At 71.6% G+C, this 22,405-nt stretch carries 19 protein-coding genes and 1 pseudogene; 7 read left to right on the top strand and 13 right to left on the bottom strand.

Features of this window, described 5'->3' with window-relative positions; all coding sequences use genetic code 11:
• Positions 1-166 precede the first annotated feature (166 nt).
• The 3 genes from ACF07N_RS04670 to ACF07N_RS04660 form a co-directional block, all read right to left on the bottom strand.
• Entirely contained in the window at positions 167-394 is a 228-nt protein-coding gene (locus ACF07N_RS04670) for a DUF6199 family natural product biosynthesis protein (protein WP_392108307.1), read from the bottom strand.
• A gap of 197 nt (positions 395-591) precedes the next feature.
• Entirely contained in the window at positions 592-1,329 is a 738-nt protein-coding gene (locus ACF07N_RS04665; RefSeq protein ID WP_392108304.1) for a VOC family protein, read from the bottom strand.
• 100 nt (positions 1,330-1,429) lie between these two features.
• The gene (locus ACF07N_RS04660) at positions 1,430-1,750 is read right to left on the bottom strand and encodes an alpha-amylase (protein ID WP_392108301.1); all 321 of its coding nucleotides are present in this window, start codon (positions 1,748-1,750) and stop codon (positions 1,430-1,432) included.
• Between the two features lie 442 nt (positions 1,751-2,192).
• Between ACF07N_RS04660 and ACF07N_RS04655 the strand changes: the two are divergent.
• Positions 2,193-2,300, top strand: a pseudogene (locus ACF07N_RS04655) (DUF4440 domain-containing protein); the annotation flags it as partial.
• Positions 2,301-2,629: 329 nt separating this feature from the next.
• Here the strand turns inward: ACF07N_RS04655 and ACF07N_RS04650 are convergent.
• The gene (locus tag ACF07N_RS04650; RefSeq protein ID WP_392108298.1) at positions 2,630-3,232 is read right to left on the bottom strand and encodes a TetR/AcrR family transcriptional regulator; all 603 of its coding nucleotides are present in this window, start codon (positions 3,230-3,232) and stop codon (positions 2,630-2,632) included.
• An 81-nt stretch (positions 3,233-3,313) separates the two neighbouring features.
• Here ACF07N_RS04650 and ACF07N_RS04645 point away from each other — a divergent pair, with 81 nt between their 5' ends.
• The 4 genes from ACF07N_RS04645 to ACF07N_RS04630 all read left to right on the top strand — a co-directional run bounded on the left by ACF07N_RS04645 (position 3,314) and on the right by ACF07N_RS04630 (position 7,758).
• Positions 3,314-4,357, top strand: a complete 1,044-nt coding sequence (locus tag ACF07N_RS04645) for a zinc-binding dehydrogenase (RefSeq protein WP_392108295.1) — start codon at positions 3,314-3,316, stop codon at positions 4,355-4,357.
• The gene (locus tag ACF07N_RS04640) at positions 4,357-4,959 is read left to right on the top strand and encodes an NADPH-dependent F420 reductase (protein ID WP_383344167.1); all 603 of its coding nucleotides are present in this window, start codon (positions 4,357-4,359) and stop codon (positions 4,957-4,959) included. The genes ACF07N_RS04645 and ACF07N_RS04640 overlap by 1 nt, the downstream gene beginning before the upstream one ends.
• A gap of 67 nt (positions 4,960-5,026) precedes the next feature.
• Entirely contained in the window at positions 5,027-6,154 is a 1,128-nt protein-coding gene (locus tag ACF07N_RS04635) for an alkene reductase (RefSeq protein WP_392108292.1), read from the top strand.
• Positions 6,155-6,258: 104 nt separating this feature from the next.
• Positions 6,259-7,758: a DUF4246 domain-containing protein gene (locus ACF07N_RS04630; RefSeq protein ID WP_392108289.1), complete on the top strand. Its 1,500-nt coding sequence runs from the start codon at positions 6,259-6,261 to the stop codon at positions 7,756-7,758.
• Between the two features lie 9 nt (positions 7,759-7,767).
• On the opposite strand, the gene ACF07N_RS04625 is transcribed toward ACF07N_RS04630, so the two are convergent.
• From ACF07N_RS04625 to ACF07N_RS04605, 5 genes are all read right to left on the bottom strand, one after another.
• Complete coding sequence (locus ACF07N_RS04625; RefSeq protein ID WP_392108286.1) at positions 7,768-8,649, bottom strand: hypothetical protein; 882 nt, start codon at positions 8,647-8,649, stop codon at positions 7,768-7,770.
• A 119-nt stretch (positions 8,650-8,768) separates the two neighbouring features.
• Complete coding sequence (locus ACF07N_RS04620) at positions 8,769-9,179, bottom strand: STAS domain-containing protein (RefSeq protein ID WP_383336198.1); 411 nt, start codon at positions 9,177-9,179, stop codon at positions 8,769-8,771.
• Between the two features lie 38 nt (positions 9,180-9,217).
• Positions 9,218-9,523 carry an STAS domain-containing protein gene (locus ACF07N_RS04615; RefSeq protein ID WP_383336197.1) on the bottom strand — a complete coding sequence of 102 codons (306 nt, stop codon included), beginning with the start codon at positions 9,521-9,523 and terminating at the stop codon, positions 9,218-9,220.
• Positions 9,520-13,713 carry a SpoIIE family protein phosphatase gene (locus ACF07N_RS04610; RefSeq protein ID WP_392108283.1) on the bottom strand — a complete coding sequence of 1,398 codons (4,194 nt, stop codon included), beginning with the start codon at positions 13,711-13,713 and terminating at the stop codon, positions 9,520-9,522. Before ACF07N_RS04610 ends, ACF07N_RS04615 begins: the two co-directional genes overlap by 4 nt.
• A 212-nt stretch (positions 13,714-13,925) precedes the next feature.
• Entirely contained in the window at positions 13,926-14,171 is a 246-nt protein-coding gene (locus ACF07N_RS04605) for a DUF5133 domain-containing protein (RefSeq protein WP_392108280.1), read from the bottom strand.
• Between the two features lie 198 nt (positions 14,172-14,369).
• Between ACF07N_RS04605 and ACF07N_RS04600 the strand changes: the two genes are divergently transcribed.
• On the top strand, positions 14,370-15,260 hold the full coding sequence (locus ACF07N_RS04600; protein WP_392108277.1) for an SAM-dependent methyltransferase: 891 nt from the start codon (positions 14,370-14,372) through the stop codon (positions 15,258-15,260).
• 74 nt (positions 15,261-15,334) lie between these two features.
• Here ACF07N_RS04600 and ACF07N_RS04595 read toward each other — a convergent pair whose 3' ends face one another.
• From ACF07N_RS04595 to ACF07N_RS04580, 4 genes are read right to left on the bottom strand one after another with little or no spacing between them, the layout of a single operon-like run.
• On the bottom strand, positions 15,335-16,714 hold the full coding sequence (locus tag ACF07N_RS04595) for a GH1 family beta-glucosidase (protein WP_392108793.1): 1,380 nt from the start codon (positions 16,712-16,714) through the stop codon (positions 15,335-15,337).
• A 32-nt stretch (positions 16,715-16,746) separates the two neighbouring features.
• A complete protein-coding gene (locus ACF07N_RS04590) occupies positions 16,747-17,574 on the bottom strand; it encodes a carbohydrate ABC transporter permease (protein WP_392108274.1) in 828 nt (275 codons plus the stop codon).
• 5 nt (positions 17,575-17,579) lie between these two features.
• Positions 17,580-18,533 (bottom strand): carbohydrate ABC transporter permease, encoded by a 954-nt coding sequence (locus ACF07N_RS04585; protein ID WP_392108271.1) that lies wholly within the window; start codon positions 18,531-18,533, stop codon positions 17,580-17,582.
• Positions 18,534-18,544: 11 nt separating this feature from the next.
• Positions 18,545-19,813 carry an ABC transporter substrate-binding protein gene (locus ACF07N_RS04580; protein WP_392108268.1) on the bottom strand — a complete coding sequence of 423 codons (1,269 nt, stop codon included), beginning with the start codon at positions 19,811-19,813 and terminating at the stop codon, positions 18,545-18,547.
• Positions 19,814-20,074: 261 nt separating this feature from the next.
• On the opposite strand from ACF07N_RS04580, the gene yicI reads away from it, so the two are divergent.
• A complete protein-coding gene (yicI, locus tag ACF07N_RS04575; protein WP_392108265.1) occupies positions 20,075-22,369 on the top strand; it encodes an alpha-xylosidase in 2,295 nt (764 codons plus the stop codon).
• Positions 22,370-22,405 lie beyond the last annotated feature (36 nt).

Below are 22,405 nucleotides of genomic sequence, written 5' to 3'. Positions count from 1 at the left end.
GCCGCCCGCGGGGGGGGGGGGTTGGCCGGCCCCCGCGGGCCCCCCCCCCCCCACACACCCGCTGCATTCCCGGTGGGGGGGGGGGGGGGCGGGGGCCCCCCCCCCCCCCCCCCCCACGGCCGCGGCGTGCCGCCGCACGGACAGGCTCTCGTGTTCGGTCAGGACCTCAGGAGGCCTGCCGGACGATCATCCAGGCCACGACGGCCAGGAAGATGACGCCGGTCACGCGCATCAGCGCATAGCCCTTCGCCGAGGGCTCCGTAGCGTCGTAGTCCTTCACGAACGGCTTCTGCAGCGGCCGGTTGATCCTCCACAGCACGTCCGGCCGGATCACCTGGACGAGTCCCACCACCGCCAGGACGCATAAGATCACGATCCCCACGACGATCCGCACCTCCCACTCCCCGCGAGACTGCCCCGGCCGCACCGCGGACGGGCCCGCCTCCTCCTGCACGTCTCGACTCGCGTCTGCCCCCGGATCCGGACCGCACGCACCGGGGGTGGACGCGGGCGTGCATCCACCACACCCCACCACACCCCACCTGACGTCGTGCTCGACCCGCACGCCCACAGGAGAGGCGGTCCTACGCGTCAGTGCTGTCCGAGGACGCAGAACTCGTTGCCCTCCGGGTCGGCCAGGACGATCCACGGGACGTCCCCCTGGCCCACATCGGCCCGGGTCGCGCCGAGGCCTTCGAGCCGGGCGACCTCCTTGGCCTGGTCCTCGACGGGGTCGGGCCTGACGTCGAGATGGATCCGGCTCGGTACGAGCCGGTCCTCCGGCGTACGACGGAACTCCAGGTACGGACCGACGCCCTTGATCGAGCGCAACAGGGCGCGGTCGTCGGTCAGTTCGTGGACGGTCCAGTCGATCGCCTCGCCCCAGAACCGGACCATGGCCCGCGGGTCGGCGCAGTCGACGACCACGGCGGCGACGGGCCCGGTGTCGCGGTAGAGCTCCCGAGGCTCCAGCACGCTGAACGCGTTGCCTTCCGGGTCGGTCAGCGTCACCCACGGCACATCGCCCTGGTCCACCTGGACGGGCGTCGCCCCGAGGTCCGTCAGACGCGCGACCAGCTCCGCCTGGTGGGCGGCGGAGGTGGTGGCGAGCTCCAGGTGCACGCGGTACCTCACCGTCTCCGGGTCCGGGACACGGACGAGATCCACACACACGGCGGACGGATCCGGCCAGTCAAAACCCGCAGGCTCCAGATTGATCACTCCGGGGCCTTCGCTGGACAGGTTCCAGCCCAGCGCCGCGGCCCAGAACTCGCCGAGTGCCACTTCGTCCCGGGCCTTGAAGTTCACCTGAACAAGTTGCAGCGTCATGCCTCGTACCCTACGGGCTGCCCGCCGGCCGGAGATCAGGAGAACTCAACAGGTTGCGTGTGGGGATGCAAGCTCCACCCCCGTGCCATGGGCGGCCCCGTCAGTGTGTTCCGCACAGGACGAGGTGATCGGCGCGACCGTGCTGACCGAGGTACCCCTCACCGACGGTGGCGCGAGCGCCCGGCGGCAGGGTGGAGCATCCGCTCGTCGCGCCGTCCTGGTAGAGAACCGTGATGCTCAGCGTGTCAGGGCAGTTGTTGGCGGCGTCGGTGTACCGCCAGCTCTCGTACATCTCGACGCAGGACGGAGCCGGCTCGGTGATCGCGGGCTCCGCGGATGCCGGACCGGCCAGGGTGAGCACGTGGGACAAAGCTGCGACGGGTACCGCTATGAGTGCCGAAGCCTTCATCCTGTTCCGCATGACGCTTCTCCTCAGTTGCCGACGATGGTGTTCAAGGGATCGCACTCACCGCCGCGTCGGGATGCGGAGTGAGTTCAAGAAGTGAAGGTTCCAGCACCCCGGAGCGCGAGCAAGGCAGGGCGGTGGCATTCGGACGGGTTCGCTCTTGCAGGTCCGCGGCGCTCGCATCCGTGGCGAGCCTTCGATCGCGGCTCTCTTGTCACGCGTGAAGCTTCAACACTTGCAGTCCGGTTGAGTGACCTCCTCCCCCGCGGTCAGGCCCGACGCGTCCGGCGGCAGCACTCTCCGAGCGGCGGTCGCAAGGAGCACCGAGCCGCCTAGACACGCCTTTTGGCCGGAAGCGCCGCCGGTACCTAGGCTCATCGCCGCCGCCGCGAGGTGTGCGGACACGCGATGATGCAGAGATGCGTGCTGAAGCGAGTGAGTGCGGACGAGCGAGTGAGTGCGGACGTCGCGGGCGGAGGTCGGACGGCTGCTGGACCCGGAGTTCGTCGAGGTCGGCGCCTCGGGCCGGCGGTGGTCGTACGAGGAGATGCTGGCCCGGTTGCCGGTCCGCGACGGGGAGCCGTCCGACGGCGTCACGGAGTTGGGCCGCGGTCACCGCGGTGGCGTCGTCGGCCGGGCCGAGCCGGCGCGCGTCCAGGATCTGGGTACAGGATCTGCGTCCAGGACGCGGTGCCCGTCGCGGTCTTGGTCCTGATCCCGGCCCGGGTCCCAATCCCGGTCCCGGGCACCTCTCCGGTGACCCACCGGCGCGAGAACATCGCCGCCCCGCATCCGCCCTGTCCACCGAAGCAGTCGCCGCCCTCGCTCTCCGTCGGCTGAACAAGCTGCGGCCGGCGAGCCGGCACCTCCGGCAAGCGGTCGATCAGTGATCCATCAGTAGTCGAGTGCGTGAGCGCGGCAGGTCCGCAGGATCTCGTCGGACAGTTCGGGCTGCACGTCACGCACCGCGCGGGCGAGCACCATCGCCCCGACCAGCCTGCTGAGCAGCAGCACCGCCCGGTCCCGCGCCTGCCGCGAGGTGATCTCCCCGTCCTGTTCCCGGGCGAGTTCCGCGGCGAAGCCCCTGAGGTACCCCTCCACGCCGGCCGCGTACGAGCGCTGGATGGTGTCGTTGTGCCGCCCGGCGTCGGTGACCAGGGACGCGGAGGGGCAACCGCCGTCCGCCGCGTCGCGGTGGGCGGCCGAGAGATAGTCGTCCACCACCCGCCTCAGCGGTGAGCCCGCGGGACCGTCCCCTCCGCCCACGGCCTCCTCCAGGACGCCCAGCGACGCCGCGAAGGAGGCGTTGCACACCTCGGCGGCCAGGTCGTCCTTGGACGCGAAGTGGTTGTAGAAGCCGCCGTGGGTCAGGCCCGCTTCCTTCATCAGGTCCGCGATCCCGACGGCGTCGATGCCCTGGGCACGGAACATGCGCCCGGCCGCCTCGACGATGTTCTGCCGGTTCCTGGCCTTCTCTTCCTTCGTGATCCGCGGCATGCCCGCCTCCCCGTCTCGGCTCTGATTGACCTTTTCAAGGTTACCCCTCATCATTACTTTGATGTTGCTCATCATTATTAAATGACTGGAGGGACCATGCGCACCGTCGTGCACACCCGGCAGGGAGATCCCGCGCAGGTGCTCACACTGAGGGAGGAGCCCGAGTGCCCGCGTCCCGGCCCCGGGCAGGTCCTGGTTCGCCTGCTGGTCCGGCCCGTTCATCCGGGCGACCTGGCCGGCGTGGAGGGGATGCCGGGTTTCCCGGACGATCAGCCGGAGGTCCGGACTCCCGGAGTGGAGGGAATGGGGGTCGTCGAGAGCGTCGGGCCGGACGTGCGCGCGCTGCGTCCCGGCCGGCGCGTGGCGGTCTTCCCCGCGCCCGGGACGTGGGCCGACTACGTCGTCGTCGCCGAGCACCTGGCCGTGCCGGTGCCGGACGGGATCAGCGACGAGACCGCGGCCCTGATGCTGGTCAACCCACTGACACTGCGCATGCTGTACCGAGCGGTGGACAGCGCCCTCGGCGGTGAGGAAGGCGCCGTGCTCCAGACCGCCGCCGGTTCGTCCGTCGGCCGGCTGGTCAGCGCGGGCGCGATCCGGCACGGCCTGCCCCTGATCAACCTCGTACGCAGCGCGGCCGGTGCCCAGAGGATGCGAGAACTGCACCCCACGCTGCCCACCATCGCGACCTGCGACGACGACTGGCGGGAGCAGGTCCGCCACCACGCCGGCGACCGGGGCGTTCGGGTCGTCCTCGACTGCGTCGGCGGAGCCATGACCCGGGACCTCGCCGAGTTGCTGGCCGAGGGCGGCACCCTCATCTCCTACGGGCAACTGGGCACCGGCACCACCCCGTTGGAGCGGCTGCCCCTCATCGGACGGGCGCTGACCGTGCGGGGCGTCAGCGTGCTGCACTGGCCGAGCCGCACCCCGGAGGAACGCGCCCAGGACGTCGCCTTCGCGCTGGACCTGGCGCGGAACACGCCGGACCTGCTGGAGGTCGCGGCCACCTACGACTTGGCCGACTTCAGGGCAGCCGTCGAACACGCCCGCCGCCCGGCCAAGACCGGAACCGTCCTGCTCACCACATCGCAGGCGCCCCGAGCCGGGCGGGGGGCCGCCTGATGAGGATCGGAACGCTCGGCGCCGGAACCGTCGCCCAGGCCATCGCCCGGCACGCGATCCGGCACGGCCACGAAGTCGTGCTCAGCAACAGCCGGGGTCCCGGCTCCCTGGCTGCGCTGGTGCGGGACCTGGGCGCAGGCGCGACAGCCGCGACTCCCGCCGAGGCCGCCGCCGCGGACCTCGTCGTCCTCGCGGTGGGCTGGCCGCAGGTCCCCGAGGTCGCCGCACAACTCCCGCCCCTGGACGGGACCATCGTCATCGACGCCACCAACCAGTTCGCCTCCCCTCCCCCGGACGCGCGGATCGCCGAGCTGGGGGATCTCACCGGAAGCGAATACGTCGCCTCCCTGCTTCCCGGCGCGCGCGTGGTCAAGGCCTTCAACGCCCTCTTCGCGCAGTTCATCGCTCCCGATCCCCGCCACGAGGCCGGGCGTCAGGTGCTGTTCCTGGCCGGCGACGACACGGACGCCAAGAACACCGTGGTGGCCCTCACCGCACAGTTCGGCTTCGCACCCGTCGACCTCGGAACGCTGCGCGAGGGCGGCCGCCTCATCCAGCTAGGCGGCCCCCTGTCCGGACTCCACGCCCTCAAGCAGGACTGATCCCACCCCCTGCCCGTGCTCCCCGCAACGCGGGGAGCACCCACCTTCCTCCACGAAAGAGACCCTCATGTCCGACCCGACTTCGGCATCCGGCACCCAGCCCCTCCTCCAGCCCGTTCGGCTGGGCGCGCTCGAACTGCCCAACCGCGTCGTCATGGCCCCCATGACGCGCTCCCGTGCCGCCAACGCGGAACTGGCCCCCACCGCCCTGCACGCCACCTACTACACGCAGCGCGCCAGTGCCGGCCTGATCGTCAGCGAGGGAACCTGGGTCAGTCCGGACGCGATCGGCTTCATCCACGTCCCCGGCATCTACACGGAAGCCCAGACCGCCGCCTGGGCCGAGGTCACCGCGTCCGTGCACGCCGCCGGAGGCAGGATCGTCTCGCAGATCGGCCACGTCGGCGCCGTCTCCCATCCCGACCACCTCGGCGGCAGGCTCCCCGCCGGCCCCTCGGCGGTCAACCCCCAGGAGATGTCGTTCACTCCCGACGGCCCCAAGGAGACGGTCACGCCCCGCGCCCTGACCGCGGCGGAGATCGCCACCACGATCGACAGCTACCGGCAGGCCGCCGCCAACGCACTGCGCGCCGGCTTCGACGGCCTGGAGATCCACGCGCAGGCGTCCCACCTCGTGGCCCAGTTCCTCAACCCCCGCCTCAACCGGCGCACCGACGCCTACGGCGGCAGCAGTGACAAGCGGGCCCGGTTCCTGCTCGACATCGTGGACGCGGTCAGCAGCGTGTGGGGCGGCGATCGCGTCGGCGTCAAGCTCTCCCCCTACTGGCGCAGCGAGCCGGCCTTCACCGCGGACGCCGAGGTGCTGGCCGACTACGACCTGCTCCTCGAACGCCTCGGCGACACCGAGCTGGCCTATCTCCACCTGCTGGGGCCGGAACCCGGCTCGGGCACCGACGACACCCTCACCGCGTTCACCCGCTTCCGCGCCCACTACCGCGGTTCCGTGATCGCCAACCTCGGCTTCACGCAGGCGAGCGGCAACGAGATCCTGGAACGGGGGCTGGCCGACGCGGTGTCCTTCGGCGCCCCCTTCATCGCCAACCCGGACCTCGTCGAGCGCTTCGCCCACGGCCATCCCCTGGCCGCCGGTGACCGGGACACGTACTACGCGGGTGGCGCCGAGGGATACACGGACTACCCTGCCGTGACCGGCTCCCAGCACGCGTCCGTTTGACGGGTCGTCAGCTGATCGGCCGCCCGCCTGGCCGATCAGCTGATCACGCACGTATCCTTCCGGCCACCGCACAACGACTCGTCACACCAGAGGAACCGGCCGCCTTGTCTGCTTTCCCCCTGCCCTTTCATGCGTCACGTTCGATAGCGCTCGCGGCGCCCCGCACGCTGGGGGAGCTGCAGATGATGCGGTGCAGCGCGCACATCCGGTCGAAGCCGGGATGGTTCGACAAGATGCACGATCCCGGCATCGTCGCGCGGTGGACCCGGGAAGCGGTGGCTCAGGGCCTGACCGACGCGCAGGTCCGTTACGTCCTCGCGGAACTCGCGCACTACGCCGCCCTGCGGGACGAGCGAACCGGCGTCGAGGTCTCCGCCGTCGACGGGGTGTGGCAGTCGGACACGCTGATCGACGACGGGCTCCGGTCCCGGCTGCGCGAGGCGGTCAAGGTGCTGGAACAGGTCCCCGAGGCGGATCGCGACTGGCATCCCGGATCCGGCGGTCAGGTGCTGGACCTGGTCCACCCCTCCCTCTTCTGCCTGGTCAGGGAGGTGAGCGGCGCGCCCGAGCAGACATGGCGGAACCCGACGGACCGCTACTCGCGGTACGAGTTCTCCGAGAGATTCCAGTGGCTGCCCACCGACGCCGAGGTCAGCGCCGACGGCGACGTCACCTTCCTCTCGTACGTCAACAACGTCCACCCCGACAAGCACCGCGAACTGGCCCTGGTCCTGCCGGAGGTGTTCGCGCGCATGCTGCCGCTGCTGGAGAACGTGCTCACCGATCTGCGCCATCCGCGGCCCCTGCGGATCGAAGCCGACCCCTACGGCTGGTACGACGCGCAGCCGGAGTACCCGGACCGGGCCTCCTGCAGTGACGACGAGACCTACACCGAAGCCGTCCGTGCCTGGGAAGCCGCCCAGGACGACTGGTGGGAGAACCGCCGGCCGGTCGTTCCGGACGCCCCGGCCTTCACCCCGCCCGAACTGCCCGACGCGTCCGCCCGGGTCGGTCTGCGCGGGCGCCGCCTCCAGGTCATCGTCAAACTCGCCACCATCCACCTCACCCCGGAGAAGCCCGAGTATCCGGGGGGCTCCTGGCATGTCGAGGGGATGCTGAACGAGCGGATCGTCTCGACCGGCATCTACTACTGGGACAGCGAGAACATCACCGAGAGCCGGCTGGGGTTCCGGGCGGCGCTCGACGATCCGCGCTACGAACAGGACGACGACAACGGACTGCGCGAGGTGTACGGCCTGGAGGACGAGGACGCGCTGAACCAGGTGCTGGGGTCGGCGTCGACTCCGGCGGGCCGCTGCCTGGCGTTCCCCAACGTCCTGCAGCACCGCGTCGACGCGTTCCGCCTCGCGGACCCCACCCGTCCGGGGCATCGGAAGATCCTGGCGTTCTTCCTGGTCGACCCGTCGGAGAGGATCGTCTCGACCTCCGACGTGCCGCCGCAGCAGCCGTGGTCCGCCACGTCGACCATGACGCTGGAACAGGCCAGGCAGTACCGCGAACTGCTCATGCAGGAACGCAAGTTCTTCGTCGACGAACACAACGAGCAGCTCTACGAACGGGAATTCTCCCTCTGCGAGCACTGAGTCCCGCTCTCATCCCGCGGTGTCCCAGGTGGTCTCGGTGAGTCCGACCGGGTTGCCGGCCGGGACGATGCCGGAGTCCAGGACGCGTCGTGCGAGCGGTTCCAGCAGACGGGCCAGGCGTGCGGTGGCGCCGGCGCCCAGCGCCTGCCACGGTGTGAGCGCCGCCGCGTCCGTCTCCGCCTCCATCTGCGCGTGAGCGGCCGTGCCGGCCTCGGTGATGTGCCCGTCCTCGTCGATCCAGCCGCGCTCGCGCAGCCGCGCCTGCGCGGCACGCCATTCCTCGCCGTCCCACCGACGTACGCGTCGCTGGAAGGAGGCGTCCGTCTCCCCCGCGGCGCTCTTGAGCGACAACGCCTCGACCGGCCCCAGACGACGGCTCACCAGCACGGCGACATGGCCGTCGCCGCGGTGTTCGCGCAAGGTGGTCACCGCCTGCCAGAGTCGCACGTGGGGCTGGGCCGGGCGGGGCAGGGACTGGTTGGCCGCGCCGAGCACCCGGCCCGCCGTGTCGGCGGCCCGGGCGGCCTCCCAGGCGAGATCGGCGGCCTCGGCCAGCTCGTCCGAGGCGCAGACGTCCGGACCGAAGAACCCGGTCATCGCGGCGTCCATGGCCTGCTCGCGGGCCTTGAGCACGTGCTGCGGCGAGGCGAGAGTCCAGGCGTCCGGCAGCGCGCCCGCCGCACGGTCGGGGTGGAACACGTAGAAGCAGCTGGTGACGACGGAGGCGGGAACCGGGCCGAGCGGCGCCGCGCGCAGGGCGAAGTAGCCCGCCCAGTAGCCGCGCAGGCCGAGGCCCTCCGCGGCCTCGCGCACCTCGGGGCTGAAGTAGACCAGTTGGTGGACCGGCTCGAACCTCTCCCACATCGTCCGCGCGACGCTCGCGTCCCTCACCTGTTCCTCCCGGTTCGTCGTACTCGGCGGCGACGAAACACCGGGAGGCAGCATCCATCATGACGGTGGTCATAACAACCCCCCGGACGGCCCGCGCCCGGATCGTCACCGAGAGGGCGTCAGCCGGGCGTGCCACCCGCATCGCCCGCGGCGTTCGCCGAACCGTCCGCCGTCCCGGCGGCGGCCACCGCGTCGGTCACCGTCCTGTGGACCGGCAGCACTTCGGAGATGCCGGTCATGGTCAGCATGCGCATGAGCCGTTCCGGGACCTCGGCGACGCGGAGGGAGCCACCGTGCTCGCGGGCCGCGTGCAGGAGCACGACGAGGGTGCTGAGACCGGAGGAGTCGACGTACTCCACGCCCGCGAGGTCCAGCACCAGATGCCGGACGTCCCGGTTCAGCAACGCGACGACGTACGCGCGCAACGAGACGGCCGTATGCAGGTCCACGTCTCCGGCGACGACGACGATCGCCGTGCGGTCGTCGATGTGCTGGACGGTCATGTCGAGCGCGTCGGGCACGAGGGTCATCACTCCTGGCAGGGGCCGGCGGCGGGGAAAGCGGACGGTCACGGCGTGCCGTCGGCGCGGACGGTGTGGACGGTGGCCAGGCCGGTCAGACCGGACACGGCGAGGACCGGCTCCAGCAGGGGCGTGACCGTCAGCTCCAGCCGGTCGGCGTGGGCGAAGAGCACGCTCAGGGCGGCACTGTCCAGGTACTCGACCGCGGTCAGGTCGACGACGAGGGGGCCGGAAGCGGCGTCGAGGGCTTCGGCGAGGGCTGCGGCGTTGCTCATGTCGATCTCGCCGCTGACGGTGAGGCGCGGGGTACCGTCCGGACGCCGGCCGGTGGTGAGGGTGAGCGGAGTGGTCATCGGGCGATCCTCATCTGCATGTCGACCGTGGTGCCGGCGGGGCCGGGAGTGATGGTCACCTGCTGCATCATGGCCCGCATCAGCCCCACTCCCCGGCCGCGGTGCGCTCGGGGCTCGGGTTGCGGGTCCTTCCACCGGCCGGTGTCGGCGACCGTCAGGCGCAGGCTGTCGGCGAACGCCTCGGCGCTCAGGCGCACGGCCTGCCCCGGTGAGTGCCGGTGGCCGTGCTCGATCGCGTTGGCGCACGCCTCCCCCGCGGCGACGAGAACGTTCTGCACGTCGTTGGGGCTCAGCTCGCACTGGGCCAGCCAGCCGCGCAGCGCGGTGCGGACCGGTGCGAGCTGGGAGGACTCGGCCGGGAAGGACAGGTCGAGCGGCGCCGGGTGGCGGTAGAGCAGCAGCGCCACGTCGTCGTCGTAGCCTCCGGCGGGCGCGAGCCGCGTCATCACCTCGGTGGCGAGGTCGTCGACGGGCAGGTCGCGGCCCTCCTGGAGGGCTTTGCCCGCCTCGTCGATCCCCGTGCTGAGGGGGCGCCGGCGGCGTTCCACCAGACCGTCGGTGTACAGCAGCAGCGTGGCTCGCGCGGAGAGCGTGCACCGCGCCTCGGGACGCCGGCTGCCCGGACGGACCGCCAGGGGCAGGGAGCGTCCCTCCTCCAGCAGGTGGACCGAGCCGTCGGCGTGCGCCACGATCCCCGGCGGGTGCCCGGCGGTGGAGTAGGTCAGCTCTCCCGTGCCGGGGTCGAACACCCCGCAGAACACGGTCGTGCACAGCGCACCGGGCACGCTCGCGGCGAACTGGTCGAGCGCCATCAGTGTCCGGGCCGGGCTGGGCTCCTGCAGCATCAGCGCCCGGCACGCGCTGCGCAGCTGGCCCATGACGCTGGCCGCCTCCAGGCCCCGTCCGACGCAGTCGCCGACGACGATGCCGATCCGCCCGTCCGGCAGGGCGACGGTGTCGTACCAGTCGCCTCCCACTTCCAGCGGTCGCGTGGCGGGCTCGTACCGTACGGCGAAACCGTCCGGGAGGTGTGCCGGGCCGAGGATGGCGCGTTGCAGCGCGATGGCGGTCTCGCGTTGCTGGTCGATCTGGTGGGCTCGTACCAGGCCCTGTGCGAGGCGTCCGGCGAGCAGCGACAGGAGGACCTGGTCCTCGGCGGAGAACGGCCGGTGTTCGCCCAGGTCGATCCAGACGGCCAGCGGTCCGTGGGGGTGCTCCAGCAGGACGGCCGCGCCGGTGTCCTCGGTGACCGGCGTGAGCGGGGGACGCCGGCGCAGCTCGCTGAGCGCGGCCCGGCGCTCGGCGGGAAGGCCGTCCCAGTCCGTGCCGCGCTCCGTGGCCGTGAGGGCCGGCACGTCGCCGCGCTCGAAGAGAGCGGCCAGCACGCAGCGTGCCCGCCACAGGGTCTTCAGCTCGTCCAGGGCGCTGGTGAGCGCCTCGGGAAGGCTGGATGCCTGCGACAGCGCGGTGTTCAGGGCCGCCAGCGCCGTCTTGCGCTGGACGGCGTAGTGCTCGGCGGTGACGTCGCGGAACGTGCCGACGGTGACCCGGCGTCCGGTGTCCGGGTCCTGGGCCTTGTTCCAGGTGACGGCGGCCCACAGGCGGTGTCCGTCCCGGTGGACGACGGGAACGGTGGCCGAGCCCTGTTCACGCTCCAGGAGGTCGGCGAAGGCCGTGCCGACGCGGCGGTGCGCCTCGGGATCGGCGGCGGCGTCCGGCCACCACGGGTGGATGGGTTCGTACGGCAGGTCCTCGGGGCCGTAGCCGAGGATGTCGGTGAAGGCCGTGTTGATCTCCACGACGGCTCCGGACTCGTCGCAGACGAAGAACGCCTCCTGCAGCGAGTCGATGAGCGCGGTGCGCCAGCGCAGGTGATGGCCGCGCAGCCGGGCCAGTTCGATGTTGGCCCGCACCCGGGCCAGCAGTTCGGCGGCGGCGAAGGGCTTGACCAGGTAGTCGTCGGCACCCGCCTGGAGTCCCTCGATCGAGGACTCCTGCCCGGCCCGCGCCGACAGCAGCACGACGGGGACGGCGGCCGTGCGCGCGTCGGCGCGCAGCCTGGCCACCAGGCCCAGCCCGTCCAGCCCGGGCATCATCACGTCGCTGACGACGAGGTCGGGCACGTCACGGCGGGCGGCGTGCAGGGCGTCGACGCCGTCCGCCACGGCGGTCACCTCGTATCCCGCGCCGGTGAGGGTGCGGGAGAGGTACTCGCGCATGTCGGCGTTGTCGTCGGCCACCAGCACCCGGCCGCTGACGGCACGCCCCGGCTGCACGGCCCGTTCGGCGTCGCCCGGCACCGGCACCCGCACACCACCGTCCGCGACACCACCTTCCGCGACACCCCCGTGCGTGACGCCCCCGTCCACGACGCCGCTCTCCGCTGCGCCGGCCTCCACCGCGCCACCGGCCGACGGCAGCCAGCGCAGCGCCTCCTGGACGTAGGGTTCGGCGGTCGCGGAGACAGTGGCGCCGCTCGTCTCGGACACCACGGACCCGGGCGGCAGGTGTGCGGTCCCGAACGGGATGCGGATGGTGAAGACGGTCCCTTCGCCCTGGCGGCTCCGCGCGGTGATCGAGCCGCCGTGCAGGCCGACCAGCTCCCGCACCAGCGCGAGCCCGATGCCGCTGCCCTCGTTCGAGCGGGACCGGGCGTTCTCGATGCGGTGGAAACGCTCGAACAGCCGGGGCATCTCCGCCTCCGGCACGCCGATTCCCGTGTCGGAGACCGTGACGACGGCGTGGGTGCCCGACCGGCGCACGCGCACGCCGACGGAGCCGTCGAAGGTGAACTTCAGGGCGTTGCTCAGCAGGTTGAGCACCACCTTCTCCCACATACCGCGGTCGACGTGGACCGGCTCGTCCAGGGGCGGGCAGTCCACGTCGAAGGCGAGCCCGGCCTTCTCCACCGCCGAGCGGAAGACGCTGGCGAGTTCCGCGGTGACCACGGCCAGGTCGACCGGCTCGTGGCGGGCCTGCATACGGCCGGCCTCGATGCGGGAGAAGTCGAGCAGGGTGTTGACCAGCTTGCCCAGCCGCAGTCCGTTGCGGTGCACGACGTCCAGTTCCTGCCGGACGGCGTCGTCGGCGTCCGTGAACCGGGCCCGCAGGTCCTCGACGGGGCCCATGATCAGCGTCAGCGGGGTGCGGAACTCGTGGCTGATGTTGGAGAAGAAGGTGGTCTTGGCCCGGTCCAGCTCCGCCAGTTCCTCGGCCCGCCGCTGCTGGGCCTGGTAGCTGCGGGCGCTGCCGATGCCGGAGGCGATGTATCCGGCCGTCAGCTCGACGAACCCCCGGTAGCCCTCGTCGAGCTCGCGGTAGCGGTTCAGCGCGGCGACGCAGAAGCCGTAGGGGGCGCTGCCCTGCTGCACGAGCGGGACCACCAGTGCCTCACGGGGCGGTTTCGGCCAGGCACCGGTGGGCAGGTCGGCGAAGGCTCCGCCGGTCAGCGGCACCAGGACGGTCTCGCCCCTGGTCAGTGCCGCGGCGGGCCACACCGCGTCCGGGTCGTGGACCGGGAGGACGGCCGGGGCGGCCGGGTGGCCCGCGGGGATGCCGGTGGCCGCGGACAGCCGGGCCGTGCCCTCCTCGAAGAGATACGTCAGGGTGAAGGGCAGATCCCTGCGGTTGCGCTCCAGTTGCCGGCCGGTGAAGGCCAGCACCTCCCGCTCGGTCCGGATCACGCTCGGGTCCGAGCCCAGGTCCCGCAGGGTGGCCATGCGCCGTTCCCCGATGACCCGGTCGGTGTCCTCGCTGACGACGCACAGCATGCCCACCACCGAGCCGGAGTCGTCACGCAGCGGACTGTAGGAGAAGGTGTGGTACGTCTCCTCGCTGTAACCGGAACGCTGCAGGAAGAGCAACAGGCCCTCGTCCCACGTGGCCTCGCCCGTGCGGAGCACCGTCTCGATGCGCGGGCCGATGTCGTCCCAGATCTCCGCCCAGACCTCGCTCGCGGGCCGTCCCAGCGCCCACGGGTACTTGCGGCCCAGCGTGTCGCGCCGGTAGGCGGCGTTGCAGAAGAAGGTCAGCTGCTCGCCCCAGGCCATCCACATGGAGAAGCGGGAGGACAGCAGGATGCTGACAGCTGTCTGCAGGCTCTGCGGCCACTGGGCCGGCGGACCGAGCGGGGTGGACGCCCAGTCCACGCGAGCCAGGTCACCGCCCACCTCGCGGTCACCGGCGAACACGTCACCTCCGGCCGGCACAGGCCGAGGACCCTGTTCCGCCACGTCCGACTCCTCCACGCGCTACCCGCCCCTCGTACGGCCTCCCCAGGCCGTTCCCACCCGGACAAGCACGCGTATATCCCCTCGTCGCGCACATAACCCTCGCGTGCGCGACGAGGATCACCGGTCACCCGCACGTCACGGCGGCTCAGCACGGTCGAGCAGGGATGCCGCTAGGCGGCGAGCGTCTTGTCCCTCTGGGAGGCGCTCACGCGGTCCGTGCCGTACTGGTCGAGGAAGGCGTCGGCCGCGACAAGGGCGTCCTCGGCGGTGCGCGCTCCGGTCATCACGCACAGTGTGTACGTGGCGTCCTCGAGCGCCCGGCTGGTCCGGCCGGTGGGGCGTACGTCGTGCTCGATGCGCGCGTGGGCGAACCGGGCCAGCGCGGCGCGCAGTTCCTTCTCCGCCGGAACGATCATGATGCTCCCTCTCCCCTCACCAGCCTCTTTCCCGGGACGGCCGACCGCGCCCCGGGACACCGGCTGGACCGATGAAAGCCCCGGACGGCGCGACGGCTCAGTCCGGAGCAGACCTTCAGGTGCCCCGTACCGGGAGACCTACGCCCCCCGCTCTCCTGCCCGATCCCGGACTAGCCGAGCGAGGCGGAGAATGCCGACATGGGAGACAGCGAGAACCTCGCCCGTGCCTACGGCGACGACAGCGTGCTGTTCCGGGTGCTGCGGCACCTCGGCTGGGACAGCCTGGCCAACATCGGCTACTACACGCTGCCCACCGTGCCGCTCGTGGCCGTGACAGGACCCGCGCCCTTCCAGCGCCGTCTCGCCCGCCGGTCGCTGGCGTTGCTGGACGCCCGGCCCGGACATCTCGTCCTGGACGCCGGATGCGGTCGCGGCGACACCACGGCACGGCTGGCCGCAGCAGGATGCCGGGCGCTGGGGGTCGACATCCAGCCCGCGCAGATCGACCAGGCACGTCGCCGTTTCGGCAGCCGCTCCGGTGTGCGCTTCGCCGTCGCCGACGCCACCGCGCTGCCGCGGCAGGCGGCCGGTCTCCCGCTGACGGACGGTTCCTTCGACCGGGTGCACTGCCTGGAGGCCGCCTTCCACTTCGGCCACGAGGGCCGCCGGGCGTTCCTGGGCGAGAGCTTCCGGCTGCTGCGCCCCGGAGGGCGGCTCGTCGTCGTGGACGTCACGTCCCGCGCGGATCAGCCGGCCACCGACCTGGACCCGAGCGGCCTCGTGCGCGGGGCCTGGCGCTTCGACGACATCGAACCGTACGACCGCTATCCAAGGATGGCGTCGGCCGCCGGCTTCACCACGCACCGGGTCATCGACTGGACCACTCCCGTGCTCGACAGGGCGGCCCGGCTCTCGGCCCTCTTCGCCGCCACCGCCTCCAGCCGGGCGGGCCGGCGGGCCCTGTGCGCGCGGTGGCCCGGCCTGGGAGAACTCGACGACGGCGCCTGGGAGGAGGTCATCGCCGTCGTCCGGGCCCATCAGGCCATCGGCCGCGTCACGCGCTACACCGCGTACGTCTTCGGCACCTGAGGCCGGGGCGGCGGCGGACGCGGAGCGCGGGGACGTGAACGAGGGGGGCCGCCGCTCGGCGGCCCCCCTCGCCGTCAGACGCGGTGGGCGGCGATCAGCCGCCGGTACCAGTGGTAGCTGTCCTTCGGGGTGCGCCGCTGGGTGCCGTAGTCGACCCGCACGATCCCGAAGCGCTTGGCGTACCCGAAGGCCCACTCGAAGTTGTCCAGCAGCGACCAGACGTAGTAGCCGCGCACGTCCACGCCCGCGTCCATCGCCGCCTTCAGCGCGGTGAGGTGGTCACGCAGGTAGGCCACCCGGTCCGCGTCGTGCACCGCGCCGTCGGGGGCGACCGTGTCGTCCTCGGCGGAGCCGTTCTCGGTGATGTACAGGGGCGGCAGCGCGTCCCCGTACTGCTCCTTGAGCCGCACCAGCAGGTCGGTGAAGGAGTCCGGCACCACCGGCCACCCCATCGCGGTGTGCCGCGCGCCGGGGAACCGGACCTCCTCGTAACGGTTGTCCGTCGCCACCCGGCGTGCCGGGTCGCTCTCGCGGTGCGGCGCGTCGGTGACCACGATCGGCCGGTAGTAGTTGATGCCGAGGAAGTCGAGTGGCTGGGCGATCAGTTCCAGGTCGCCGTCGCGCCGGAAGTCCTGGCCGGTGATGAGTTCGCCCCAGGTCTCGCCCTCGGTCGCCGGGTAGCGGCCGGCGAGGATCGGCTCGGTCCACACCAGGTTGTGCTGGGTGTCCGCGCGGGTCACCGCCGCGCGGTCCGCCGCGGAGCCGGTGGCGGGCAGGTTGCGGTCGAGGTTGAGCGTGATGCCGGCCTCGCGCACACCGGCCGCGCGCAGGGCCTGCACGGCGAGGCCGTGACCGACGAGCAGGTGGTGGGCGGCGGCCAGCGCGCCCCGCCCCTCACGCGCGCCGGGCGCGTGCCGGCCGACGGAGTAACCGAGGAAGGCGCTGCACCACGGTTCGTTGAGGGTGATCCAGCGCGGCACCCGGTCCCCGAGGTGCTCGGCGACGACGGCCGTGTACGCGGCGAACCGCTCCGCGGTCTCCCGCGTCCGCCAGCCGCCCCGGTCCTCCAGGGCCTGCGGCAGGTCCCAGTGGTAGAGGGTGGCGGCCGGCTCGATGCCCGCCTCCAGCAACGTGTCCACCAGCCGCGCGTAGAAGTCGAGGCCCTTGGGGTTCACCGGGCCGCCGCCGTCCGGGACGATCCGCGGCCAGGCGATCGAGAAGCGGTAGGAGTGCACGCCCAGGTCCCGCAGCAGCGCCACGTCCTGCGGGTAACGGTGGTAGTGGTCGCAGGCCACGTCACCCGTGTCCCCGCCCGCCGTCCGGCCGGGGGTGTGGCTGTAGGTGTCCCAGATGGACGGGCCGCGGCCGTCCTCCCGTGCCGCGCCCTCGATCTGGTACGAGGCGGTCGCGGCACCGAAGACGATGCCGGGCGGGAAGGAGGGGAAGTCGGTCATGCGGGGCTGGTCCGTCTCCTGGTCGGTGCGGGTCACTTGACGCTACCGCCGGTGATGCCGGCAGCGATGTACTTCTGGGCGAGGACGAGCAGGACCGCCGCCGGCACCGCGGACAGCACGGACGCGGCCATCACGGAGCCCCAGTCGCCGACGTGCGCGCCGATGTACTGGTAGATGCCCAGCGTGACGGGTTTGACGTCGTCGGTGGTGTTCAGGGTGAGGGCGAACATGAAGTCGCTCCAGGAGAACAGGAACGCGAACAGCCCCGAGGTGATCAGCGCGTTGCGGCTCATGGGCAGCACCACCGTGAGGAACGTGCGCACCGGCCCTGCCCCGTCCATCTGCGCGGCCTCGATCACCTCGCCGGGGATCGACACCATGAAGGAACGCATCAGCACGATGGAGAACGGGATGCCGAGCGAGGCGTCCGCCAGCATCAGGCCGAAGTAGGAGTTGACCAGGCCCAGGTCGACGTAGGAGCTGTACAGGGCGTTGGCGATGACGATGCCCGGCACCATCTGGGTGATCAGCGTGCCGAACACGATGGTCTTCGAGCCGCGCAGCCCGAAGCGTGCCAGTCCGTACGCCGCCGGCGCCGCGATCGCCAGGCAGATCCCGACCGCGCCGAGCGAGACGGCCAGGGAGGTCAGCAGGTTGCCGCCCTGGTCGCCGAGGGCCTTGGAGAAGCCGGACAGATCGAGGCCGTCCGGTACCGGGTCGACCTCCAGCAGCCCCGACTCGGGCTGGAGTGCCGTGTTGAGCATCCAGTACAGCGGGAAGAGCATGACGCACAGGATCAGCACACCGGCGGCGGTGGAGCCCCAGCGGCGCCGTGCGGCGGCGGTCGTGTGGGAGGCCATGGGCGTCACTTCCCCTCGGTGCGGTTGGCCCGCAGGTAGAACACCGCGAACACCGCGGAGATCAGGATGAGTACGTTGCCGACGACCGCGCCCGCCCCGAAGTCCAGCTGCACGAAGGAGTTCTGGTAGGTGAGCGTGCCCAGGGTCTGGGTGGCGTCGGCGGGACCGCCGTCGGTGAGGGCGAGGATCAGGTCGAGGATCTTGACCGTCGACATGAAGCCCAGCACCAGCACGACCGTGACGACCGGCCTGAGCAGCGGCAGGGTCAGGGAGCGGAACGTCCGCCAGGCGGAGGCGCCGTCCAGGGAGGCCGCCTCGTACAGCTCCTTGGGGATCTCCTGGAGTCCGCCGTAGAGGATGACCATGTTGAACGGGATGCCGATCCAGATGTTGACCAGGATCACCGACAGCAGGGCCATCTGCGGGTCGGTCAGCCAGGGCGTGTGACCGCCGATGCCGACCGTGTCCAGGAACGAGTTGAGCACGCCGGTGTCCTGGTCGAGGATCCGGCGCCACACGATGCCGGACACCACCATGGGCACCAGCCACGGCAGCAGGATCAGCGACCGCAGCACCCCGTTGAGGGGGAAGCGGCGGCTGAAGAAGACCGCGAGGGCCAGGCCGATGCAGAACTGGCCGAGCAGGGAGCCGGCGGTGAACACCAGGGTGTGCCACAGCGCCTTGCCGAACAGGGCGTCCTGGAAGACGTCGGCCCAGTTGTCGGTGCCGTTGAACGGCGCCTCGCCGGTGAAGAACGTTTTCGGCGTGTAGTGCTGGAAGCTCATCACGACGTTGCGGACGAGCGGGTAGCCGAAGAAGAGCAGCATGAAGACGACGGCGGGGGCGACGAACCCCCACTGGGCGAGGCGCCGCCGGCGGCGCAGCCGGGCCGGGTCCGGCGCGGCGGCCGTCGTGGGCTCCTGGCCGGCGGCCGGGGCGGTGACGGTGGACGTGGTCATGGGCGCGTACCTCAGTTCCCGCTCGTCGCCCGCTGCTGGGCTCGCTGGAGTGCCGCCTCGCTGGACTGGCCGGTCAGGGCGGACTGGAAGGCGCTCTGCAGGGCGAGCGACGCGCTCGGCCAGCCGGCACCGAGCTTCGCCGTCCGGGACCGGGCGGCGGCCACCTGGTCGGCCAGCGCGTCCAGTTCGGGCACCCGTTCACGCCATACGGCGGCGGCCTTGGAGTTGGCCGGCACCATCCAGCTGTTGAGCGCGTACGTGAGTTGCTCCTTCTCGCCGGCCAGGCAGGCGACGATCCGGCCGGCTGTCTTCTCCCGCGTCGGGTCACCGGTGTTGGGCACGGTGAGCACGGCGCCGCCGAGCGGGCCGACGGAGTCCGCGCCGGGCTCGGGGACCGGGATCTGCGCGATGCCCCAGCGCAGCGACTTCTTGGTGTTGAGCGTCTCCACCTGCCACGGCCCGTTGATCATCATGGCCGCGTTGCCCGCCATGAACTGGTCGTTGACGTCCGCCTGAGTCCAGTTGACCGTGGACTTCGACAGGGAGCCGTCCGCCAGCAGGTCCTTCCAGAAGTCCAGCGCCTCGACGACCCGCGGGCCGTCCAGGTCCGTCTCGTCGCCGCCGTTGGACCACATGAAGGGCGTGAACTGGAAGACGCCGTCCTCGGCGCCGCCCGCGCTGAGGGCGAGTCCGTAGCGCTTGCCCTGGGTGAGCTTCTTCGCGGTCTGCCGCAGTTCCGCCCAGGTGGTGGGCACCTTCACGCCCGCCCGGTCGAGGACGTCCTTGTTGTAGAAGAGCGCGAGGGTGTTCACGGACCGGGCCGCGCCGTAGTAGGTGCCCTCGTAGGAGCCGAAGTCGACGATGCCCCGGGGGATGTCGTCGGTGCTCAGTCCGAGGGTCGTGAGGTCGATCAGGCCGCCCGCCTCGGCGAAGGTCGGCATCTCGGAGGCGTCGAACTGGACGATGTCCGGGAGCGACTTGGACGAGGCCATGCGCAGCGCCTTGGTCATCACCTGCGCGGCCGGGACGCTCTGCTGCTCGATGGTGACGCCCAGCCGCTCGCCGCACCGCGCCATCGCCTGTGCATCCCAGCGGTGGTAGGTCTCGTCGGTCGAGGAGTTCATCACGGTGTAGACGTCGGCGTCGCGCTGCTGTCCGCAGCCCGTCAGCGCCGCCCCGGCGACCAGGACGGTGACGGTGGCGAACGACACGGCCCTGCGAGGCCGTCCGCGACGTGGGAGTTGAAGCGCTTCGACAACACGCGGCTCTTGCTGTGGCACTGCCGGCTCCTTCGCCGGTCGGTTTTGTTTGATGGCATGACTAATACGTCACGGCCCGGCCCTCGCGCTAGCCCCCGGCGGTTCCCGGTCCTGCGGTCCCGGATCCGCAACGCTTGCTCCCGCTCCCGATAACTGCTGTTCAGAGCAGGAAAAAGGCCGGCTTCCCCCCTGGCGGAGACAGGTGTTCTGTGTACGATCAAAACCCATGCGAGACGCCCGCCCTCCCCATCCGACCGCCCTCGCCCTCACCCAAGGAAGATCATGAAGTTCACCGACGGCTTCTGGCTCGTCCGCGACGGTGTCCAGCTCTCCTACGCGACCGAGGTCCGTGATGTACGGGCCGAGTCGAAGCGCTTCACCGCTCATGCCTCCGTGAAGCGGGTGGCCCGCAGGGGCGACACGCTCAACGCGCCGCTGCTCACGGCCGAGTGCTTCTCCCCCGCCGAGGGCGTGATCGGCGTCCGGGTCACCCACCACGCCGGCCGGCGCCGCCCGGGGCCCGACTTCGCGCTCACGGGCGTGCCCGACGGCGCCGGCGAGGTGCACCAGGAGGGGCCCGTCACGGAACTGACCAGCGGCCCCCTCACCCTGCGCCTGGACCGGTCCGGCCCCTGGACCCTCACCTTCCGCGACGCCGGCGGCCGGGAGCTGACCCGGGCGGACGCCAAGAGCACCGCCTACGCCACCACCGGCGAGGGCGCCCATCACATGCTGGGCCGGCTCTCCCTCGGCGTCGGCGAGCAGATCTACGGCCTCGGCGAGCGCTTCACCCCGTTCGTCAAGAACGGCCAGGTCGTCGACGTCTGGCAGGCGGACGGCGGCACGAGCAGCGAGCAGGCGTACAAGAACATCCCCTTCTACCTCTCCTCACGCGGCTACGGCGTCTTCGTCAACCACCCCGGCAAGGTCTCCTTCGAGATCGGCTCCGAGTCGGTCGGGCAGGTGCAGTTCAGCGTCGAGGACCAGACGCTGGAGTACTACGTCGTGGCCGGGCCCACCCCCAAGGACGTGCTGGCCCGCTACACGGCCCTCACCGGCCGTCCCGCCCTGCCGCCCGCCTGGTCGTTCGGCCTGTGGCTGAGCACCTCGTTCACCACCGACTACGACGAGGCGACCGTCACCTCCTTCGTGGACGGCATGGCCGAGCGCGGCATCCCGCTGTCCGTCTTCCACTTCGACTGCTTCTGGATGCGCGAGTACCAGTGGTGCGACTTCGCCTGGGACCCGGACGTGTTCCCCGACCCCGAGGGCATGCTCGCCCGGCTGAAGGACAAGGGGCTGAGGGTCAGCGTGTGGATCAACCCCTACATCGGCCAGAAGTCCCCGCTGTTCGAGGAGGCCGCAGAGCTCGGGCACCTGGTCCGCCGCCCGAACGGCGACCTCTGGCAGTGGGACCTGTGGCAGGCCGGCATGGCGCTGGTCGACTTCACCAGCCCCGAGGCCCGCGCCTGGTACCAGTCGAAGCTGAAGCCGCTGCTCGACCAGGGCGTGGACTGCTTCAAGACCGACTTCGGCGAGCGGATCCCCACCGATGTGGTGTGGCACGACGGTTCCGACCCGGAGCGGATGCACAACTACTACACCCACCTGTACAACCGGACCGTCTTCGAACTGCTGGAGAAGGAGCGCGGCCAGGGCGAGGCCGTCCTGTTCGCCCGGTCGGCGACCGCCGGCGGCCAGCAGTTCCCGGTGCACTGGGGCGGCGACTGCTGGTCCTCCTTCGAGGCCATGGCCGAGTCGCTGCGGGGCGGTCTGTCCCTGTCGCTGAGCGGCTTCGGGTTCTGGAGCCACGACATCGGCGGCTTCGAGGGGACACCCGACCCGTCCGTCTTCAAGCGCTGGCTCGCCTTCGGTCTGCTCTCCTCGCACAGCCGCCTGCACGGCTCGTCGTCCTACCGGGTGCCGTGGGAGTTCGGTGAGGAGGCCGTCGACGTCGCCCGCCGCTTCACCCTGCTCAAGCACCGGTTGATGCCCTACCTGTACGGGGCCGCCGCCGAGGCGCACCGCACGGGCATGCCGATGATGCGGCCGATGGTCCTGGAGTTCCCCGCGGACCCGGCCTGCCGCCCGCTGGACCGCCAGTACATGCTCGGCCCCGACCTGCTGGTCGCGCCCGTCCTCACCGAGGACGGCGAGGTGGAGGTCTACCTCCCCGAGGGCACGTGGACCCACCTCCTCACCGGCGAGCGCGTCACCGGCCCGGCCTGGCGCACCGAACGGCACGGCTACGACAGCCTTCCGCTGTACGTCCGTGAGGGCGCCGTGCTGCCCCTGGCCGCCGACGACCAGCGGCCGGACGGCGACTGGCTGGACCGCCCGACGCTGCTCGTCCACCCGCCCACCCCGGCCGCGCACTCCGCGCCGGACACCGTCCCGTACACCGCCGAGGTCACCGTGCCGGACCTGACCGGCGACCCGGCCGCCACCTTCCGGGTGCGGCGCGAGGGCGACGTACTGCGGGTCACGGCCGCGGGCACGACCCGGCCGTTCACCGTCCAGGTCGCAGGCGGACCGAGCGCCGACGGTACGGGCGAGGTCACGGTGCCGCTCGGCTGACGGCTGGAGCCGGGGGCCGGCGGGGCGCGGGGGCGT

It is taken from the genome of Streptomyces sp. NPDC015242, assembly GCF_043079125.1.
Classification (GTDB): domain Bacteria; phylum Actinomycetota; class Actinomycetes; order Streptomycetales; family Streptomycetaceae; genus Streptomyces.
Note: the sequence above shows the minus strand (reverse complement) of the source record. Positions and strands in the feature narration are given on the sequence as shown.

What these genes read in the sequence shown, in the direction of transcription:
- ACF07N_RS04620 (WP_383336198.1), bottom strand. Translation starts at nt 9,179, where the DNA reads ATGACCCTCGTGCCCGACGCGCTCGACATGACCGTCCAGCACATCGAC.
- ACF07N_RS04590 (WP_392108274.1), bottom strand. Translation starts at nt 17,574, where the DNA reads ATGGCCTCCCACACGACCGCCGCCGCACGGCGCCGCTGGGGCTCCACC.
- yicI (WP_392108265.1), top strand. Translation starts at nt 20,075, where the DNA reads ATGAAGTTCACCGACGGCTTCTGGCTCGTCCGCGACGGTGTCCAGCTC.
- ACF07N_RS04605 (WP_392108280.1), bottom strand. Translation starts at nt 14,171, where the DNA reads ATGATCGTTCCGGCGGAGAAGGAACTGCGCGCCGCGCTGGCCCGGTTC.
- ACF07N_RS04600 (WP_392108277.1), top strand. Translation starts at nt 14,370, where the DNA reads ATGGGAGACAGCGAGAACCTCGCCCGTGCCTACGGCGACGACAGCGTG.
- ACF07N_RS04615 (WP_383336197.1), bottom strand. Translation starts at nt 9,523, where the DNA reads ATGACCACTCCGCTCACCCTCACCACCGGCCGGCGTCCGGACGGTACC.
- ACF07N_RS04660 (WP_392108301.1), bottom strand. Translation starts at nt 1,750, where the DNA reads ATGCGGAACAGGATGAAGGCTTCGGCACTCATAGCGGTACCCGTCGCA.
- ACF07N_RS04585 (WP_392108271.1), bottom strand. Translation starts at nt 18,533, where the DNA reads ATGACCACGTCCACCGTCACCGCCCCGGCCGCCGGCCAGGAGCCCACG.
- ACF07N_RS04665 (WP_392108304.1), bottom strand. Translation starts at nt 1,329, where the DNA reads ATGACGCTGCAACTTGTTCAGGTGAACTTCAAGGCCCGGGACGAAGTG.
- ACF07N_RS04650 (WP_392108298.1), bottom strand. Translation starts at nt 3,232, where the DNA reads ATGCCGCGGATCACGAAGGAAGAGAAGGCCAGGAACCGGCAGAACATC.
- ACF07N_RS04595 (WP_392108793.1), bottom strand. Translation starts at nt 16,714, where the DNA reads ATGACCGACTTCCCCTCCTTCCCGCCCGGCATCGTCTTCGGTGCCGCG.
- ACF07N_RS04635 (WP_392108292.1), top strand. Translation starts at nt 5,027, where the DNA reads ATGTCCGACCCGACTTCGGCATCCGGCACCCAGCCCCTCCTCCAGCCC.
- ACF07N_RS04640 (WP_383344167.1), top strand. Translation starts at nt 4,357, where the DNA reads ATGAGGATCGGAACGCTCGGCGCCGGAACCGTCGCCCAGGCCATCGCC.
- ACF07N_RS04645 (WP_392108295.1), top strand. Translation starts at nt 3,314, where the DNA reads ATGACTGGAGGGACCATGCGCACCGTCGTGCACACCCGGCAGGGAGAT.